This is a genomic window from Nocardiopsis sp. NPDC006139, from assembly GCF_040614155.1.
Taxonomy (GTDB): domain Bacteria; phylum Actinomycetota; class Actinomycetes; order Streptosporangiales; family Streptosporangiaceae; genus Nocardiopsis; species Nocardiopsis changdeensis.
Genome location: NZ_JBEXTT010000032.1, coordinates 19,505 through 37,566, shown reverse-complemented (window position 1 = coordinate 37,566; position 18,062 = coordinate 19,505). Strand labels below are relative to the sequence as shown.

The 18,062-nt window shown below is 73.4% G+C and carries 20 protein-coding genes and 1 tRNA gene; 15 read left to right on the top strand and 6 right to left on the bottom strand.

Annotated features, from left to right (window positions below):
* Positions 1-157: 157 nt before the first annotated feature.
* From ABZ249_RS29705 to ABZ249_RS29695, 3 genes are all read left to right on the top strand, one after another.
* The gene (locus ABZ249_RS29705; RefSeq protein ID WP_355269381.1) at positions 158-1,432 is read left to right on the top strand and encodes a glutamate-5-semialdehyde dehydrogenase; all 1,275 of its coding nucleotides are present in this window, start codon (positions 158-160) and stop codon (positions 1,430-1,432) included.
* Between the two features lie 284 nt (positions 1,433-1,716).
* Complete coding sequence (locus tag ABZ249_RS29700; RefSeq protein ID WP_355269379.1) at positions 1,717-2,688, top strand: hypothetical protein; 972 nt, start codon at positions 1,717-1,719, stop codon at positions 2,686-2,688.
* 119 nt (positions 2,689-2,807) lie between these two features.
* Positions 2,808-3,539 (top strand): alpha/beta hydrolase, encoded by a 732-nt coding sequence (locus ABZ249_RS29695; RefSeq protein WP_355269377.1) that lies wholly within the window; start codon positions 2,808-2,810, stop codon positions 3,537-3,539.
* Positions 3,540-3,620: 81 nt separating this feature from the next.
* Here ABZ249_RS29695 and ABZ249_RS29690 read toward each other — a convergent pair whose 3' ends face one another.
* Positions 3,621-4,670, bottom strand: a complete 1,050-nt coding sequence (locus tag ABZ249_RS29690) for a M48 family metallopeptidase (RefSeq protein ID WP_355269375.1) — start codon at positions 4,668-4,670, stop codon at positions 3,621-3,623.
* A 354-nt stretch (positions 4,671-5,024) separates the two neighbouring features.
* Here ABZ249_RS29690 and nadD point away from each other — a divergent pair, with 354 nt between their 5' ends.
* The 6 genes from nadD (at position 5,025) to map (ending at position 8,640) form a co-directional block, all read left to right on the top strand.
* Entirely contained in the window at positions 5,025-5,642 is a 618-nt protein-coding gene (gene nadD / locus ABZ249_RS29685) for a nicotinate-nucleotide adenylyltransferase (RefSeq protein WP_355269373.1), read from the top strand.
* A gap of 17 nt (positions 5,643-5,659) precedes the next feature.
* Positions 5,660-6,058, top strand: coding sequence for a ribosome silencing factor (rsfS, locus tag ABZ249_RS29680; RefSeq protein ID WP_355269371.1), 399 nt, complete (start codon positions 5,660-5,662; stop codon positions 6,056-6,058).
* A gap of 40 nt (positions 6,059-6,098) precedes the next feature.
* On the top strand, positions 6,099-6,722 hold the full coding sequence (locus ABZ249_RS29675; RefSeq protein WP_355269369.1) for a histidine phosphatase family protein: 624 nt from the start codon (positions 6,099-6,101) through the stop codon (positions 6,720-6,722).
* An 80-nt stretch (positions 6,723-6,802) separates the two neighbouring features.
* Positions 6,803-6,875 (top strand) — tRNA-Ala (locus tag ABZ249_RS29670).
* A 401-nt stretch (positions 6,876-7,276) separates the two neighbouring features.
* Complete coding sequence (locus ABZ249_RS29665; RefSeq protein WP_355269367.1) at positions 7,277-7,780, top strand: pyridoxamine 5'-phosphate oxidase family protein; 504 nt, start codon at positions 7,277-7,279, stop codon at positions 7,778-7,780.
* An 83-nt stretch (positions 7,781-7,863) separates the two neighbouring features.
* A complete protein-coding gene (gene map / locus ABZ249_RS29660) occupies positions 7,864-8,640 on the top strand; it encodes a type I methionyl aminopeptidase (protein ID WP_355269365.1) in 777 nt (258 codons plus the stop codon).
* Positions 8,641-8,665: 25 nt separating this feature from the next.
* Here map and ABZ249_RS29655 read toward each other — a convergent pair whose 3' ends face one another.
* The 4 genes from ABZ249_RS29655 to ABZ249_RS29640 all read right to left on the bottom strand — a co-directional run bounded on the left by ABZ249_RS29655 (position 8,666) and on the right by ABZ249_RS29640 (position 11,918).
* Positions 8,666-9,226 carry a dihydrofolate reductase family protein gene (locus tag ABZ249_RS29655; protein ID WP_355269363.1) on the bottom strand — a complete coding sequence of 187 codons (561 nt, stop codon included), beginning with the start codon at positions 9,224-9,226 and terminating at the stop codon, positions 8,666-8,668.
* Position 9,227: 1 nt separating this feature from the next.
* Positions 9,228-10,046, bottom strand: coding sequence for an alpha/beta hydrolase (locus tag ABZ249_RS29650; RefSeq protein ID WP_355269361.1), 819 nt, complete (start codon positions 10,044-10,046; stop codon positions 9,228-9,230).
* Between the two features lie 50 nt (positions 10,047-10,096).
* On the bottom strand, positions 10,097-10,804 hold the full coding sequence (locus tag ABZ249_RS29645; RefSeq protein ID WP_355269359.1) for a helix-turn-helix domain-containing protein: 708 nt from the start codon (positions 10,802-10,804) through the stop codon (positions 10,097-10,099).
* 115 nt (positions 10,805-10,919) lie between these two features.
* Entirely contained in the window at positions 10,920-11,918 is a 999-nt protein-coding gene (locus ABZ249_RS29640; protein WP_355269357.1) for a WYL domain-containing protein, read from the bottom strand.
* A 99-nt stretch (positions 11,919-12,017) separates the two neighbouring features.
* On the opposite strand from ABZ249_RS29640, the gene ABZ249_RS29635 reads away from it, so the two are divergent.
* The 4 genes from ABZ249_RS29635 (at position 12,018) to ABZ249_RS29620 (ending at position 15,881) form a co-directional block, all read left to right on the top strand.
* Positions 12,018-12,440 carry a VOC family protein gene (locus ABZ249_RS29635; protein ID WP_355269355.1) on the top strand — a complete coding sequence of 141 codons (423 nt, stop codon included), beginning with the start codon at positions 12,018-12,020 and terminating at the stop codon, positions 12,438-12,440.
* A gap of 208 nt (positions 12,441-12,648) precedes the next feature.
* A complete protein-coding gene (locus ABZ249_RS29630) occupies positions 12,649-13,959 on the top strand; it encodes an ABC transporter substrate-binding protein (protein ID WP_355269353.1) in 1,311 nt (436 codons plus the stop codon).
* Between the two features lie 165 nt (positions 13,960-14,124).
* Entirely contained in the window at positions 14,125-14,973 is an 849-nt protein-coding gene (locus ABZ249_RS29625) for a sugar ABC transporter permease (protein WP_355269424.1), read from the top strand.
* A complete protein-coding gene (locus ABZ249_RS29620; RefSeq protein ID WP_355269351.1) occupies positions 14,970-15,881 on the top strand; it encodes a carbohydrate ABC transporter permease in 912 nt (303 codons plus the stop codon). The genes ABZ249_RS29625 and ABZ249_RS29620 overlap by 4 nt, the downstream gene beginning before the upstream one ends.
* 9 nt (positions 15,882-15,890) lie before the next feature.
* Here ABZ249_RS29620 and ABZ249_RS29615 read toward each other — a convergent pair whose 3' ends face one another.
* Positions 15,891-16,439 (bottom strand): TetR family transcriptional regulator C-terminal domain-containing protein, encoded by a 549-nt coding sequence (locus ABZ249_RS29615; RefSeq protein WP_355269349.1) that lies wholly within the window; start codon positions 16,437-16,439, stop codon positions 15,891-15,893.
* 53 nt (positions 16,440-16,492) lie between these two features.
* Here ABZ249_RS29615 and ABZ249_RS29610 point away from each other — a divergent pair, with 53 nt between their 5' ends.
* Positions 16,493-17,536 carry an FAD-dependent monooxygenase gene (locus tag ABZ249_RS29610; RefSeq protein WP_355269347.1) on the top strand — a complete coding sequence of 348 codons (1,044 nt, stop codon included), beginning with the start codon at positions 16,493-16,495 and terminating at the stop codon, positions 17,534-17,536.
* Positions 17,537-17,575: 39 nt separating this feature from the next.
* Positions 17,576-17,992 carry a nuclear transport factor 2 family protein gene (locus tag ABZ249_RS29605; RefSeq protein WP_220559660.1) on the top strand — a complete coding sequence of 139 codons (417 nt, stop codon included), beginning with the start codon at positions 17,576-17,578 and terminating at the stop codon, positions 17,990-17,992.
* The last annotated feature ends 70 nt before the right edge of the window (positions 17,993-18,062 follow it).

Genomic DNA, 18,062 nt, shown 5'->3' with positions numbered 1-18,062 from the left:
CGGCCCCGGGGCCGGACCGGGCGCCGTCCCACCCCGTGGAATTCTCCGAGCGGTGCGGGGGCCGGGCGGATAGGCTGGAGCCTCACCCCGGCCCGGTCCTTCGACGCGGCAGGACCCGGGCGTGCGGGGCCCTCCCCGATCCCGAGAGAGTAACGCCATGAGTGACATCGAGCGCGAGGTCCGCGCGGTAGCCGAACGTGCGGGGGACGCGGCGGCCGACCTCGCCCCGCTCAGCCGGGCGGTCAAGGACGCGGCCCTGGAGGCGATCGCCGACGCCCTGGTCAAGCGGGCCGACGAGATCACGGCCGCCAACGCCCAGGATGTGGCGCGGGCCCGCGAGGACGGCACCTCCGAGGCCATGATCGACCGCCTCACGCTGACCCCGCAGCGCATCGAGGCGATCGCCGACGCCGTCCGGGAGATCGTCGAGCTGCCCGACCCGGTGGGCGAGTCCGTGCGCGGCGGGGTGCTCCCCAACGGCCTGGACCTGCGCCAGATCCGTGTTCCGCTGGGCGTGGTCGGCATCATCTACGAGGGCCGCCCCAACGTCACCGTGGACGCCGCCGCCCTGTGCCTCAAGAGCGGCAACGCCGCCCTGCTGCGCGGCTCCTCCTCGGCCTACGACTCCAACACCGCCATCGTCGGCGTCATCCGCGACGCCCTGGCCGGCACCGGGGTCCCCGTCGACGCCGTGCAGCTGGTGCCCGGCCGCACCCGGGAGTCCTCCCTGGCGCTGATGCGCGCCCGCGGCCTGGTCGACGTCCTCATCCCGCGCGGCGGCGGCTCCCTCATCCAGGCCGTGGTCCGCGACTCCACCGTCCCGGTCATCGAGACCGGGGAGGGCCTGTGCCACGTGTACGTGGACGCCGAGGCCGACCTCGACAAGGCGGTGGCCATCACCGTCAACGCCAAGGCCCAGCGCTGCTCGGTGTGCAACTCCGCCGAGACCCTGCTGGTGCACGAGGCCGTCGCCGAGGAGTTCCTGCCGCGGGTGCTGGCCGGGCTCGCGGAGGCCGGGGTGACCGTGCACGGCGACGCCCGGGTGCGCGAGGTCGCCGCGGCCCACGGGTCGCCCGCCGAGGTCGTGGAGGCCACCGAGGAGGACTGGGCCACGGAGTACCTGTCCCTGGACCTGGCGGTCCGGGTCGTGCCCACCGTGGACGAGGCGCTGGCGCACATCCGCCGCTACTCCACCAAGCACACCGAGGCCATCGTCACCGACTCCCTGAAGACCTCCCGGTACTTCGTGTCCCGGGTGGACGCGGCCGCGGTCATGGTCAACGCCTCCACCCGGTTCACCGACGGCGGTGAATTCGGTTTCGGCGCGGAAATCGGAATCTCCACGCAGAAACTGCACGCCCGCGGTCCGATGGGCCTGACCGAGATGACCTCGACCAAGTACGTCGTGACCGGTGACGGCCATGTGAAGTGAGCCGCCGCCGCCCGTGCGGGCCGCCTCCGGACGGCGTCCGGGGGCGGCCCGCGGCGTGTCCGGACCGGTCCGCCGGGGCCGGTCGCCGATCGTGCCCGGCCTCCGTTGTCACCTGGAACGTTTTCCCAGAGGAAACCTGGACAGAAGCGAATCTTCTCTCAGCGAGTATTCCCAAAGCGACGAGAGGTCGGTAATTTCACTGGGGTGTCTCACGACGCTCTTACCCCGCTCGAAGCACCCCGGGAGCGTCACCCCCACGGTCACGACGAAAGGAATCCCCCCGCATGAAGATCCGGAGCTCGGTCGCGGCCGCGGCCACGGCAGCCCTGGCCGTCGGCGGTGTCACGCTCATGGCCGCTCCCGCTCAGGCGGACCTGGTCACGCTCTGCTCGGGCCACGGCGGCGCCGTCACGCTGCCCACGGACCTCGCGGTCCCCGCCGGCAAGAGCTGCTTCCTGGACGGCACCGTCATCCAGGGCGACGTCACCGTCCGCAAGGGCGCGAACCTGCACATCCTGGGCGGTGAGATCCAGGGCCAGGTGATCGTCCAGCAGGACGGCTACTTCGACGCCTCCGAGACCACCGTCGACGGCCGCGTCGTCAACCGCGGCTCGTACGGCAGCTACCTGGAGGACAGCACCGCCGGTGAGGCGCTGCGCACCGTGCCGGTCGAGGGCGCGGCCAACGACGGCTTCGCGTTCGTCGTCGACTCCTCCGTCAAGAGCATCAACGCCGAGACCGGCGCCGTCTACGTCGAGGGCTCCCGGGTCGGCGGTGCCGTCAAGGGCACCGGCGTCGAGTACGTCGACATCTACGACTCCGTCGTGCGCGGCGCCCTGACCGTCAGCGGCTCCACCGGCGGCGGCATCCTCTGCGACAGCGAGGTCCTCGGCGCGGCGTCCTACACCGACGGCGCCGGCCCGGTGGCCGTCGGGGCGGGCGAGCAGGAGGGCTTCTGCTCGTCGGTCAACTACATCGACGGCACGCTGACCGTCACCGGCATCTCCGGTGGCGCCTACATCGACAACAACATCATCGGCGGCGACCTGGCCGCGTCGGGCAACACCCCGACCGCCCAGGTCGGCGACAACAACCGCGTGCGCGGTGACATCCTCACCCAGGAGGTGGCGCTGCGCTCCTTCAGCACCGCCGTGACGGAGGAGTTCGAGGCGCACCAGGAGGGCCTGGTCGAGGAGGTCGAGGCCGCCCGCGCCGAGACCGTCGACGAGGCCATGGCCGCCGGCCCGGCCTTCTAGGGCCGAGGACAGCGGTACCCCTCCACGCGCATCGGCGCCGCCGGCACAGTGCCGGCGGCGCCGATCCCCGTCCGCGGCCTGCTACGGTGCGGGCGACGACGGCGTCGCGAGGAGACCCCATGCCCACCACCGAACGCTACGGCGACCACCCCAGCGGGATCGCCCACCGATGGGACCCCGCGGACGGGGGGACGGGCCCCGCCCCGGTGGCCGTGCTGCTGCACGGCGGCTGGTGGCGCGACCTGCACGACGCCTCCCTGATGGACCCGCTCGCCCGCGACCTCACCGCGGCGGGGTGGGCGGTGTGGAACGTCGAGTACCGGCGCACGGGGGAGGACGGCGGCGGCTGGCCGCAGACCCTCGACGACGTGAACGCGGCCCTGCGGTGGATCGGCCGCGCCCTGCGCGCGGCGCCCGAGCGGTACGACGGCGCCCGGGTGACGGCCGTCGGCCACTCCGCGGGCGGCCACCTCGCCCTGCTCAACGCCCTGGACCCCGGCACCCCGGTCACCGGGGTGGTCGCCCTGGCGCCCATCACCGACCTGGAGCGCTGCGCCCGGGCGGGGCTCGGCGAGGGGGCGGTCGGACCGTTCCTGGGGCCGCGCCCCGGCGCGGGGGCGTACACGGAGTCCTCGCCGCTGCACCGGGTCCCGATCGGACGGCCGCAGCTGGTGGTGCACGGCGACGCGGACCAGCGGGTCCCGGTCGAGCACAGCCGCGACTACACGGCGGCGGCCCGGGCGGCGGGCGACCGGGTGGAGTACCGGGAGCCGGCGGGGGCCGACCACTTCGCCGTCATCGACCCTGGGCACGCCGCCTGGGGCGAGGTCCGCTCCCACCTGGGGGTCTGACCGGGCAGGGCGCTCTGCCGGGCCCGGAAAGGGCGAAGGGGCGGCCCGCCGGGCCGCCCCCGTCCATCCGCCCCGCGGGGCCTAGTTGTCGGAGTTCCGGTTCTGGCCGGCCGACCCGTTGCGCCAGCGGTCGGCCACCGTGTCGAAGATCTTCCCGCCCGCGCTGGCCGCGCTGCCCGCGACGTCGCGCAGGGTGCCCAGCAGCGGGTCGCCGGTGCGCTCCCACGACTCCTTGTACGACTTGGCGGCGTTGCGCGCCTCCTCGCCGACCCGGGCGTCCTTGTCGGTGGAGCGGCGCGGGTAGTCGCCGTTGAGGATGCGCTGGTAGGAGCCCTCCTTCACCCAGCGGTCGAGCTCGGCCATGCGCACCACCGCGAACGGGTGGGTCTGCCCGACCAGGCTGAGCAGCTTGAGCAGGCCGTCCCGGGCGTCGCCGCCGCTCTCGTACTCGCGGGCCTGCTCCAGGAACGAGTCCGGGTTCATCTCGGCCAGGCGCGAGCCGCCCGCCAGCTTCATCAGCGCGCGCTTGCCCGCCTCGGGGTCCTGGGCGGCGAGGATGCCCGCGCGGTCGCAGGACAGCTCGGACTTGCGGTACCACTCCTCCAGCGCGGCCACGATGGCCTGGAGGCCGATGTAGCCCAGCGGCACCCACGCCACCCGGGTGGCCAGCCGGATCAGGGCCAGCAGCATGGTGCGGTACACGGCGTGGCCGCTGAGGATGTGGCCGACCTCGTGGCCGATGACGAACCGCTGCTCGTCGGCCTCCAGGAGGTCGAACAGGCCCGTGGTCATGACGATGAACGGCTTGTGGCTGCCGATCGCCATGGCGTTGGGCTTGGGGTTCATCTGGATGTAGAGCTCGGGCACCTCGTCCATGTCCAGGACGTAGGCGGCGTCGCGCACGTAGTCGTACACGTGCGGGAACTGCGTGGGGCCGACGCGGACCGCACTGGACAGGAACATCAGGCGCAGGGCGCGCTCGTTGAACAGGCCGGAGAGGCGTTTGAAGACCTCGTCGAACCCGCGTAGGGAGCGCAACGCGACCAGGGCGCCGCGGTCGGCGGGATGCTCGTAGGCGCGGGGCGAGATGTCGGAGAGCCGGACACGGACGCGATCTGGTGAGTTGGACATACCGGCATGCTATGCGCCGGGGTCGCGCTTGGCCACGGTTTCGGGGCAACGAGATATGACGCGTTTCCCGGGCGGGGGTGCGGACCCCGGAGGGAGCCGGTGCGGAACCCGAGGTGGCGGCGGTGAAGGGGGCGGCCGGAGAGGGGGACGGGACGTCGGCGGTATCGGGGGAAGGTCAGGGGGATCCCGGGGGCGCCTCAGGGACGGGGCCCGCCCCGGCCCGCGGGAAGGAAGCGGGGCGCACCGTCGTTGTGCCTGTGCACCGGGGGACGGGGGCGGTGTCCTCCGGCGGCGTCGGCTAATCTCGGTTGGCCGATTCCGGCACGCCGGACCGAGGAACGGAGCAGTCGAGTGGTGCACGAGGACAACGGACAGCGGGGACGGCCCCCCCGCGTCGGCATCATGGGCGGCACCTTCGACCCCATCCACCACGGCCACCTCGTCGCGGCCAGTGAGGTCGCCCACCTCTTCGAACTGGACGAGGTGGTGTTCGTCCCCACGGGCAGACCCTGGCAGAAGGACCCGGAGAAGGTCACCCCGCCCGAGGACCGCTACCTGATGACGGTCATCGCCACGGCGGAGAACCCGCAGTTCCGGGTCGACCGCATCGAGATCGACCGCGAGGGGCCCACCTACACGATCGACACACTGCGCGAACTGCGGGCCGCCTACGGCCCCGAAGTGGAGCTGTTCTTCATCACCGGGGCCGACGCCCTGGGTGCCATCCTGGGCTGGCACAACGCGGACGAACTTTTCGAGCTCGCGCATTTCGTAGGCTGTAACCGGCCCGGTCACCGGCTCAGCGACTCGGGACTGCCCGAGGGCAAGGTCTCCCTGGTGGAGGTCCCCGCACTGGCCATCTCCTCGACCGAGTGCCGCGAGCGCGTCCGCAAGGGCGAGCCCATCTGGTACCTGGTCCCGGACGGCATCGTCCGCTACATCAACAAGACCGGGCTTTACCGAGAAAGCTGAAAGGCAGCAAGCACAACGTGACAGCCACCGACAGGGCGCTGGAAATGGTCAAGGTCGCCGCCGAGGCCGCCTCCGACAAGCTCGCCCAGGAGATCATCGCCTACGACGTCAGCGAGCAGCTCGTCATCACCGAGGCCTTCGTGCTCTGCTCGGCGCCCAACGACCGCCAGGTCCGCGCGATCGTCGACGAGATCGAGGACCAGCTGCGCCTCAAGGCGGGCGCCAAGCCCGTCCGCCGCGAGGGCGAGCGCGACGGCCGCTGGGTGCTGCTGGACTACGCCGACATCGTCGTGCACATCCAGCACGAGGAGGAGCGCGGGTACTACGGCCTGGAGCGGCTGTGGAAGGACTGCCCGACCATCGAACTGCCCGAGAACGCCCGCGGCGCCGAGCGCACCCCGCTCGACGAGCAGTAGCAGGCCCCCGGAACACCCCCGAGTGGAGAGACGCACCAAGGTGACCGACACCCGTCGCGTGCTGTTCTGGCGGCACGGCCGTACCGCGTGGAACATGGAGAACCGCTTCCAGGGCCAGACCGACATCGAACTCGACAAGGTGGGGCACGCCCAGGCCGACCGGGCGGGGCGGCTGCTCGCGACCCTGGAACCCGACCTGATCGTGGCCTCCGACCTCAAACGGGCCGCCGACACCGCGGGCTACCTCGCCCGCGCGACGGGACTGCCCGTCGAGTTCGACAAGGGCCTGCGCGAACGGTTCGGCGGATCCTGGGAGGGGTTCACCGGCAAGGAGCTGGCCGAGCGCTGGCCCGACCGGCACCCGCGCATGGACATCCCCGACGGCGAGCCGATCGCCGAGGTCGGGGACCGCATGCACACGGCGGTGGGCAAGGCGCTGGCACGCACCCCCGAAGGGGGGCTGCTGGTCGTGGTCAGCCACGGGGCGGCGCTGCGCGTGGGCATCTCCCGGATGCTGGGGATCCCCGACGAGCAGCGCGAGATCCTCGGACCGCTCAGCAACTGCTGCTGGTCGGTGCTCCAGCAGCGCCGGGGGCACTGGAGGCTCATGGAGCACAACGCGGCGAGCCTGCCCGAGCCCGTCGTGCTCAGCGACGACGCGTAATCCGTTTCGACGTTCGCACCGGATTCCGCTATGGTGTGGGAGTCGGCAGCGCACGACAGTGCGAGGTCCGACTCCCACAAGGGGCTATGGCGCAGTTGGTAGCGCGCCTCCATGGCATGGAGGAGGTCTGGGGTTCGAATCCCCATAGCTCCACTCGACTCCGAGACGACCCTGCTCGCGCGTTGGACGCGCTCGCAGGGTCGTCTTCGTCGTGCCTGCCGGGGGGAGACCCCCCGAACCCCCCGAGGTGACCCCCTGTGGCGGGGGTCGCGTGCATCGTGGATCTCGGCGGTGCCTGGTCTTACATCGTGTGCGGGCTGCGCCCGCGGGGTCTTCTCCGAGACGGTCCGTTGTGGCGGGGCCGCGTGAGTCGGGGGACCTTGGCGGTGGGCGGTCTTGCATCGTGTGCGGGCTGTGCCCGCGGGGGTTTCTTCGAGGTGGCCCGCTGTGGTGGGGCGTCGGGGGATCTCGGTGGTGTGCGGTTCGGGTGTCGGGAAGGGGCGGGGGTTCCGTCCCCGGGTAGGAGTGGGGACACCGACGAAGGGGTGACCGTCATGCGACCGAACGAGATCGCCGAGATCCTGGACCGACCCGTCAGCCGGGAGCTGCTGGCCCGCGACATCACGCGCCTGGCCTACGTCGCCACGGACGGCACGCCGCGCAGCATCCCGATCGCGTTCACCTGGAACGGCTCCGAGATCGTCCTGTGCACCACGAAGAACGCCCCGAAGCTGCGCTCCCTGCGGGTGAACCCCATGGTCGCCCTGACCATCGACACCGAGGTCCACCCGCCCAGGATCCTGCTCCTCCGCGGGCGCGCCGAACTGGACGAGGTCGACGGCATCCCGGAGGAGTACCTCCGGATGAACGGCACCTACGAGATGACGCCCGAGCAGCGCGTCGAGTGGGAGGCCGAGGTCCGCTCGCTCTACGACGGCATGGTGCGGATCGTCATCACCCCCACCTGGGCCAAGCTCATCGACTTCGAGACGACCCTGCCCAGCGCGGTCGAGGAGCTGGTGAGGCGGCGGGACGAACGCCGGAGCGGATCGGCCTGAGAACGGCGGCGCGAGGACCCTCGAACCCGTGGAGCGGTATAGTATGGCCGGTATAGTTATTTGAGACGCGGGAAGGGCGCCCCATGATCGAGATCCTCAACCCCACCGAGCTGGCCCGGGCCGGAGTCACCGGCGCCCTGGTCGGGGACATCCTGCGGACGCTGCGGAGCCGCTGCGAGGTCGGCACGAACCTCCTGGACATCGACCGGTGGGCCCGGGAGATGATCCTCGAGGCCGGGGCGCAGTCCTGCTACGTCGACTACGCGCCCTCCTTCGGGCGCGGGCCGTTCGGCCACTACATCTGCACGGGCGTCAACGACGCCGTGCTCCACGGGCGGCCCCACGACTACGCCCTCGCCGACGGCGACCTGCTGTCCCTGGACCTGGCCGTCTCCGTGGACGGCGTCGCCGCCGACGCCGCCATCAGCTTCATCGTGGGCGAGTCGCGGCCCCCGGAGAGCGTCGCGCTGATCGACGCGACCGAGCGCGCGCTGGAGGCGGGGATCGCCGTCGCCGGGCCCGGGGCCCGCATCGGCGACATCTCCCACGCCATCGGCTCGGTCCTCCGGGAGGCCGGATACCCGATCAACACCGAGTTCGGCGGCCACGGCATCGGCTCGACCATGCACCAGGACCCGCACGTCCCCAACACCGGGCGGCGCGGCACCGGGTACAAGCTGCGCCCCGGCCTGATGCTGGCGCTGGAGCCGTGGGTCATGCAGGACACCGACCGGCTCGTCACCGACGCCGACGGGTGGACGCTGCGGAGCGCGACGGGCTGCCGGACGGCGCACAGCGAGCACACGGTCGCCATCACCGAGGACGGGGCCGAGGTCCTCACCCGGTCGGCGCGCGGGTGAGGACCGGCCGCCGCGCCCGAGCGGGTCAGCGGGCGCGGCGGTGGACCGTCACCAGCACGCCGTCCCCGTAGACCGTCGCCTCGGCGAGCCTCCAGGCCGACTTGTCGGCGGTCTCGCCGAACAGCCTGCGGCCGTGCCCCAGGAGGAGGGGGAAGGTCATGAGCCGGATCTCGTCCACGAGGTCGTGCCCGACCAGGCCCCGCACCAGGGAGAGGCTGCCCGGGACGGAGATCTCGCCGTCCACCTCCTCCTTCAGCGCCGTCACCTCCGATACGAGGTCCCCCGAGAGCACCGTCGTGTTGTTCCACCGCGGCTCGGTGAGCGTGTTCGAGACGACGTACTTGGGCATCCCGTTGTACTTGTCCGCGAGCGCCCCCTCGTACTCGGGCCAGGCGGACGCGAACCCCTCGTAGGTCCGGCGCCCCAGCAGCAGCGCCCGCGCCCCGAACGCCTCGTCCTCCTTGAACTTCTCCCCCTCCCCGCGGTCCACCTCGAAGCTCCAGTTCGGGTACCTGAAGTCCTCGCCGCCCGGCGCCTCGGCGACACCGTCCAGCGAGACGAACTCGGTCACCACGAGCCGTCCCATGTCAGCCCTCCTTCCCGGCGAACGCCCGCAGCACGGGCGCGAGCACCTCCGGCGCGGCGCTGTGGTTCTCGCCCGGCACCACCTGGAGGGTGGCGGTCGGCAGGTGCCCGGCGACCGCCCGCGCGCCCGCGGCGAGGAAGGGCCAGGTCCGGTCGCCGTGCAGGACCAGCACCGGGACGTCGACCCCGTCCCACAGGTCGGCGCGCAGCGGCCGGCCGGACATGGTGTCGCCGAGGTTGCGGCCGTCGTAGGCGATCGTGTGCGCGATCGCCTCCAACCCGGGCCACATCTCGCTCCCGCGCACGTCGCCGAGGAACTCCGGCGGCATCCCCACGGCCGCCGTCATGAACAGCTCCACCGCGTCCCCCGGCCGTCCGGCGGCCACGGCCGCGTCGAGCCGCTCGACGTAGTCGTCCGGCAGCGGCGGTCGGGAGTCGTCGACGACGACCGGCGGCTCGAACAGCACCAGCCGCGCGACGGGCACGCCCGCCTGCGCCGCGTTGAGCGCCAGGTGCCCGCCCGAGGACCAGCCGAACACCGTCACGGGCCGCCCGCCGCCCTCCCTGTCGATCACCGCCGCCAGGTCCTCGAACTCGCGCTCCACCGTGTACGGCGCGGTGTCGCCGCTGGCGCCCCGGCCGCGCCGGTCGTGGTTGACCACCCTGAAGCCGTCAGCGAGCAGCTCCGCGACCGCCGCGTTCTCCGGGGTCGTCGCGCGGTGCGCGGTCGCCCCGTCGATGATGACGATCGGATCGCCCTCGCCCCACGCGCTGTACGCGATGACGGTGCCGTCGGCGGAGGTGACCGTTCCCTCGGACATGTCCAGCCCTTCTGTCGTCCGCGGTGGCCTCCCACCGCTGTGACCCCAGACTAGGAACCGGCCGGGGGCCCGGTCTTGTACAGAAGCGACATCGTCCCCCGCCCCTCCTGCAACTGGGTGGCCGTCCGCCCGATGAACCGCTGGAGCGAGCGGGCCAGGTGCGGCTGGTCGTAGTAGCCCAGCCGGTGCACCACGTCCAGCGGCGCGGTGCCCTCGCCGAGGAGCAGCGCCGCCTCCCGGGCGCGTTCGATCTGCCGGATCGCCCCCTGGGTGAGCCCGGTGGCGGCCGCGACGCGCCGCTGCACCGACCGGGTCCCCACCCGCGCGATCCCGCCCCAGACCACCTCGTCCACGAGGGGGTCGCGGGAGATCACCCCCGCCCGCGCCAGCCGTGCCACCAGGGCCTCGGCGTCGTCGAAGCCCGGGACCTCCCACTCCCGGCCGCCCAGCACGAACGTGCGCTCTGTGACGTGCGGGCTCTCCACGGCCGAGTCGACCAGCCGCGGCAGGTGCGGCAGCACGGTCCCGTGCGCGAAGGTGATGCCCAGCGACTCCGAGTCGCCCGCCAGCTCCACGCTGGACGCGGCGGTCTCGGGCCCGCGGACGGCCGCGTGCCCGCGGCCCCCCTCCTCCCAGAACACGAGCTCCCAGGTGGACGTCGCGACCGAGGTCATGGCCTCGAACCCCGACGCCCGCCCCCGCCAGACGCACGCCACGTGGGGCGAGTCCGACATCCTGTGCAGGCTCTCGATCGCCATGGTCTCCTCCGGGTCCGGTCCGTGGTGCCATCATCGCCGCGGGCACCGACACGGGGCCACCGGCGACCGGGGATCCGCCCCTGGACGGTCCGGCGGCGCGGGGGCGCTGCGTGGTTCAGAGGGCGCCGCCCGCTCTCCGGCGGGTGGCCGCCGTGCAGCGGTCGGCCAGGCGGGCGCAGGCGTCCGCCAGTTCGTCCGGACCGACGACCTCGAACCCGGCGTCGAACCGGCCGACCGCCGCGGCCAGGCCCGTCCACGACCACGAGTACAGGACGAGCCGGCACCGGTCCGGGCCCGCCTCCTCGACGGTGCCGTCGCCGATGTAGGGGGCCGCCGCGGCCGCGGGCAGGTCGAGGAGCACCTCGCCGCGGCAGGGCGGGACGCCCGTCCCGTCCGCGCCCCGGAACCGGGCGGCGACGAAGGCCGCGGCGTCCCCGCCCGGCGGCTCGCGCGGGGAGAACCGGGGACCGGTGGGCGGGCGTGGTGTGATGCGGTCCGCCCGGAAGGTGCGCCAGTCGCCGCGGTCCAGGTCCCAGGCCAACAGGTACCAGCGCCCGCCCCGGGCCACCAGGTGGTGGGGCTCCACCCGGCGCGGCGGGGGCCCGAGGGGGCCGCCGTCCCGGCCCGGCGCGGCGTAGTCGAAGCGCAGCACCTCGCGGGCGTGCACGGCCGAGCCCAGCGCGGCCAGGACGCCGCCGCCGACCGGCGGTCGGGGGCCGGGGTCCTCGGCCGCCGAGGCGTCCAGGGTGTCGATCCGGCGGCGCAGCCGCGCGGGCACGAGACCGCGGACGGTGTGCAGGGCGCGCACCGCGTCCTCCGCCAGGTCGGAGCCCTCGGGGCCGGCCGCAGCCAGCCGCAGCGCCAGGGCCAGGACGGTCGCCTGCCCGTCGTCGAACAGCGGCGGGGGCCGCTCGGCGCCCGCGTCCAGGCGGTAGCCGCCGTCGGGGCCCTTGGCGGCCGCCACGGGGTAGCCGAGCTCGCGCAGCCTGTCGACGTCGCGGCGCACGGTGCGCGGGCTGACGCCCAGCCGCTCGGCCAGCAGGGGGCCCGGCCAGTCCCGGCGGACCTGGAGGAGCGAGAGCAGCTTCAGCAGCCGCACGGAGGTCTTCTGCACGCCCTGATCCTGCCGGGGGAAGAGGCCACCCCCTGTCCGCTTCCCCTGCGACCTTGTCCGCGGGGCCGCCGGACGGCGGCCCGGAACAAGGGAGCGACCATGTCCATCACCACGACGACCCATGCCAACTTCCGGGGCGACGCCCGCGCGGCGCTGGAGTTCTACCGGGACGTGTTCGGCGGCGACCTCGCCGTGACCACCTACCGGGACGCCGGCGGTGTCACCGACGAGGCCGAGGCCGACCAGGTCATGTGGGGGCAGGTGGAGTCCCCCGCGGGCTTCCGCCTGATGGCCTACGACGTGCCCGGGCACACCCCGTGGAGCCCGGGGGAGCGGCCCTACTTCGTGTCGGTGCGCGGCGACTCGGTCGAGGAGGTCGCCGGGTACTGGGAGAAGCTGAGCGAGGGCGCCGCCGTCGTGCAGCCCCTGGGGGAGTCCGCGTGGGCGCGGGCCTACGGCATGCTCCGGGACCGCTTCGGCCTGACCTGGGTCCTGGACGTCCCCGCGGCCCACGGCGCCTGACACACCGCGGGCCCGGTCGGGGACCGGGTCCGCGGCCCGCCGCCACCGCCGTCCCGCGGGCCGCCTTTTCCGTCCGAACCCCGTGCGAAGACTTGCCCTCGCTTTTCCACACCGCGCGCGAGGATGTTTCCGTGCCGTTTCCGGGGAGATGACTCCAGAACACGCTCGACCGAACGCGTACCGTCACCGGGAGTGGAAGGAGAGGCCCATGTTCTTCCTGCCGGGCCGCGGACCGCGGGGGCGCCGGACGCGGGCCGCGCGTCCGCTCGCGGCCGGAGCCGCCGCCCTGCTGATGGTCCTGTCGTCCGGGTGCGGCGCGCCGCCGGGGCAGGAGGGCGGAGGGGCCGGCCTGGCGGACGACCCCCGGATCGTCTGGGCCGTCACCGGCGCCGACCGGGCCGCCCACGAGCAGGTCGCCGCCCTGTGGAACGAGACCCACCCCGACCGCCAGGTGGAGGTCTTCTTCCTGGCGCCCACCGCCGACGAGCAGCGCCAGGCCATGTTCCAGGACCTCCAGAGCCGGGCGGGGCAGTTCGACGTCCTGGGGCTCGACGTGATCTGGACGGGCGAGTTCGCCGACTTCGGCTACATCGAGAGCCTGGAGGACCTGCGCCCGGAGGTCGAGGGGGTGAGCCTGCCCGGCGCCGTCGACACCGCCCAGTGGCGACAGGAGCTCTTCGCCCTCCCGTACTCCTCCAACGGGGCCTTCCTCTACTACCGCACCGACCTCATCGACGAGCCGCCCCGGACCTGGGAGGAGCTGTACGAGACCGGGACGGAGGCCGCCGAGGAGGCGGGGATCTCCGGCTTCGTCGGCCAGGGGGACCGCTACGAGGGGTTCGTCGTCAGCTACCTGGAGCTGTTCTGGGCCGCGGGGGGCGAGCTGTTCGACGAAGGGCAGACCCGGAGCACCTTCCTGGAGGGCGACGCCGCCTCCACCGCCCTGGACTTCATGACCCGGGCCCACGCCACCGGCTTCTACGCCGAGGGCTACGACTCCATGGTGGAGGACGACGCCCGGGCCCTGTTCCAGGCCGGTGAGGCGGTGTACATGCGCAACTGGCCCTACGCCGTGCCGCTGCTGTCGGGCGAGGCCGGAGAGGAGAGCGCGGTCGCGGACGACTTCGCCGTGGCCCCGCTGCCGACCTTCGACGGCGAGGGCACCACCAGCGCCCTGGGCGGGCTCAACAACGCCGTGAGCACTCTCAGCGACGAGAAGGAGGTGGCCCGCGAGTTCGTCCTGTGGGCGGCCACCGACCCCGGGGCCCAGGCCCTGCTGGCCGAGAACAGCCTGCCGCCCACCATGGAGTCGGTCTACGAGGACTCGGAGGACCCGAACTTCCGGATGCTCGGCGACATCCTGGCCGCGGCGCACGCCCGGCCCCCGGTCCCGGGGTACAACTCGCTCTCCCTGGCGATCCAGGACGAGCTCCACCCCGCCTTCCTGGGCCAGGCCGATCCCGGGCCCGCCCTGGAGGCCGTGGAACGCGCCGCGGACGACGCCCTCCGGCAGGAGTAGGACATGGCGACACGACAGAGCAGCGGACACACGGCGCAGGACCGCACGGGCCGGGTGCCCCGGCCGCGCGGGGGCGGGGACGGAGGAGGCGGGGGAGGCCGGACCTCCCGGGGCGGCGGCCGGGGGCCCCGCCGGAACCCGGGCCACGGCCTGGGCGAACGGGCCATGGGGAGGATCTTCCTGGCCCCCTCGTTCGCCTTCATGGCCGTCATCGCGCTCTTCCCGGTCTTCTACGCCGTCCTGATGAGCCTCTACGAGATCCGGGGCTTCAACCAGGACTTCACGGGGTTCGGCAACTACGCGCGGGCCCTCACCGACCCCGGCTTCTACAACGCGGCGCTCAACACCCTGGTCTTCACCGTGGCCTCGGTGACACTGGAGTTCGTGATCGGACTGGGCTTCGCGCTGATCATGCACCAGGCGTTCGTCGGCCGCGGCCTCACCCGGGCGGTGATCCTGGTGCCGTGGGTGATCCCCACCGCCGTCGCCGCCCAGGTGTGGCGGTACATGTTCGACCACAACCCGGGGTTCGTGAACGCGGTGCTCGGCACCGACGTCAACTGGCTGCGCGACCCGGCGTGGTCCATGGTCGGCATCATCGCCGCGGACGTGTGGAAGACCGCGCCGTTCGTGGCCCTGCTGCTGCTGGCCGGGCTCCAGACGATCCCCAAGGACTACTACGAGGCGGCCAAGATGGACGGCGCCGGGGTGCTCCAGCGCTTCCGGTCCGTCACGCTGCCGCTGCTGCGCCCCGCGATCGTGGTGGCGCTGCTGTTCCGCACGGTGGACGCGCTGCGCATGTTCGACTTCGCGTACGTGTTCGCCGGGTACTCCAACTCGCTGGCGACACTGTCGGTGTACGCGCAGCGCTTCCTCGTCGCCGAGCCCCGCCTCGGGTACGCGAGCGCGCTGTCCACCGTCACCTTCGTGATCGTCATGCTGGTCGGCCTCGCGTTCATCTCCCGGATGGGGCGGCACATGGTCGGCGACACGGCACGGGAGGTGAAGCGGTGACGATCTCGGAGCAGGACCGGGCCCGCGAGGCGGTGCGCGAGGCGCACCGGACACGGCGGGGGACACCGCCGGCCCTGGTCAACGCGCTCAAGCTGCTGGGCCTCGCGGTGGTGCTGCTGTGGTGCCTGTTCCCGTTCCTGTGGATGGCGATGACCAGCCTGCGCACCGGGTCGGTGGCGCTCACCGACCCCAACATCCTGCACGGGCCGTTCAGCCTGGACAACTACGGCCAGGTCTTCGACCTGGGGTTCCAGTTCGCGCTGCGCAACTCGCTGATCGTGGCGGCGCTGACCACGGTCATCTGCATCCCGGTGGCGGCGCTGGCGGGCTACGCCCTGGCCCGGCTGCCGCTGCGCGGGAGGTTCGTGCTGCTGGCCGTCACCCTGGTGGCGACCCTCTTCCCGCCGGTGGCGCTGGTCAACCCGCTGTACCAGATGTACCTGGAGCTCCAGTCGCTGACCGGGGTCAACCTGCTCAACAGCTACGCGGGCATGGTGATCCCGTACGTGGCGCTGACCCTGCCGCTGTCCATCTTCATCCTGGCCACGTTCTTCGCGGGCATCCCGCGCGAGGTCGAGGAGTCGGCGAAGGTGGACGGGGCCACGCCGTTCCAGGCGTTCTGGCGGGTGGTGGCGCCGCTGGCGGCGCCCGGGGTGGGCGCCGCGTCGATCCTGACCTTCGTGTACGCCACCAACGAGTTCCTGCTGGCGTTCTCGTTCGCGCCCCGCGACCTCAACGTGCAGACGGTCCCGGTGTTCATCGGCACCTTCCAGCGCGTCGGGTACGAGAACCCGATCGGCCAGGTCATGGCGGCGTCGGTGTTGGTCTCGGTCCCCCTGATCCTCTTCGCGCTGGTGCTCCAGCGCCGGATCGTGGCCGGGCTGACCTCCGGCGCGGTCAAGGGCTGAGCGCCGGGGTCACTCCAGGCAGGCGCGGACCACGGCGGCCATCCGCTCCCGGGGCTCGACGACCCCGGGGCGGGTGACCCCGCGCAGGATGAGCCCGTCGGCGTAGGCCATCAGGGTGCGCATCGCCGCCTGCGGGTCGGCCGCGCCCAGGTCGGCGAGGACGCGCGCGCCCCACTCCTGGATGAGGGCCGCGCCCCGGGACAGGGCGGCGGCGATCCGGGGGTCGTGGGTGGCCTCCACCGACAGCGCGTAACGGGCGACGGTGCGGACCCGGTCGGTGGTCACCGAGGCCTCGATGAACCGGGTGACGGCGTCCAGGAAGAGGTCGAGCGTCGGCTCCCCGGGCAGGTCCATCGCCGCCCAGTCGCGCCGGTCCAGCTCCTCCAGCCGTTCCACGACGGCGGTGACGAGCGCGTCGCGGGTGCGGAAGTGGTTGGAGGACGACCCCCTGGGCAGGCCCGCCGCGGCGTCCACCCGGCCGTGGGTGAGGGCGTGCACGCCGCCCGTGCCGAGCAGGGTGATGGCGGCGTCCAGGGCGCGTTCGCGAGTCTCCGACATGGGGGAACTATAAACGTAGTGACGGGCTACTATGATCGTAGTAGCGTGGGGCCATGAACGGTAGAGCACTCATCGTCGGAGGCGGTATCGCCGGACTCGCCGCCGCCCGCGGCCTGCTGGACCGGGGCTGGGAGGTCGAGGTGCGCGAACGCCACGCCGGCCCGCCCGACATCGGCGGGGCGCTGGGCATGTGGCCGCCCGCCCTGGAGGCCCTGGACCGGCTCGGTCTGGGGGCGGCGGTCCGCGCCGCCGGGAGCGTCCCCACCGCCGCGCGGCTGGCCGACCCCGCCGGACGGACCCTCGTGCGCCTGGACCGGCGCGCCCCCGCCGCCCGCCTGGTCGCCCGTTCCGCGCTGCTGGAGATCCTGGTCGGCGCCCTGCCCGCGGGAACGGTCCGCTGGAACACCCCCGTCACCCCGGAGGAGGCCGCCGCCGGAGTGGGCGGATTCGACGTGGTCGTCGGGGCCGACGGCCTCAACGGCGCCGTCCGCCGCGGCGCCTTCCCCGCCGCGCCCGCCTCCCGGGGGCTGGGCACCGTCGCCTACCGGGGAGCCGTGCCCGGCCATGTCGCGACCTTCACCGAGACCTGGGGGAGCGGCCGCCTCTTCGGCGTCACCCCCATGGACGGCCGCGCCGCCAACTGGTACGCGGCCGTGCGCGCCGACCTGGCGCCCGACCGCGGGGCGGACCCCCTCGTCCTGCTGCGCCGGCTGTACGGCGGCTGGCACGCGGGGGTCACCCGGGTCCTGGACGCCCTGCCCGGCACCGCCGTCGACCGGCGCACCCTCTACGACCTGCCCGCCCCGGCCTCCTACGTGCACGGGCGCCGCGTCCTCATCGGCGACGCCGCCCACGCCATGGCGCCCAACCTGGGGCGGGGCGCCTGCGAGTCCCTGGTGGACGCGGCCGCCCTGGCCCGGGCGCTGGGCGAGGCCCCCGCCGTCGACCAGGGGCTGGCCCGCTACGACCGGGAGCGCCGCCGCCCGGCCGCCCGCCTCGTGCGCGCCTCCCGGGCGATGAGCGGGCTCGCCACCGCCACCCGCCTCACCGGTCTGCGCGACGGGACCCTGCGCACCGTCGGGGCGCTCCTGGGATAACCGCTTTACCCGGGCGCGGCCGCACGGTTGGCTGGGGGCATGAGCGGATCACAGACCGACGTACTGCCCCTGACCACCGACGTGCGCGAACACCCCGCCGTGTTCGCCAGCGCCTTCAACTCCGGCGACCCCGACCTGGTGGAACGCGTCTACGAGGAGGACGGGATCCTCGTCCTGGACCCGGCCGCCCCGCTGACCGGGGCCGCGCGGCGCGAGGGCAACGCCCGGTTCATGTCCCTGGGCGTGCCGATCGCGGTCAGCCCCCGGCACGTCCACCAGGCGGGCGACATCGCCTTCCTCATCGTCGACTGGGAGGTGCGCGGCACCGGCCCCGACGGGCGGGAGGTCGACATCCGCGGCACCGCCACCGACGTGGCCCGGCGCGGGGCCGACGGGCTGTGGCGGTACGTCATCGACAACCCGTTCGGCGTGGCCGGGGCGCCCGCCGCGCCCTGACCGGCCCGGACACGGGACCGCCCCGGCCCGGGGACCCCGGGCCGGGGCGGCGCGGCCGAACGCACCCGCG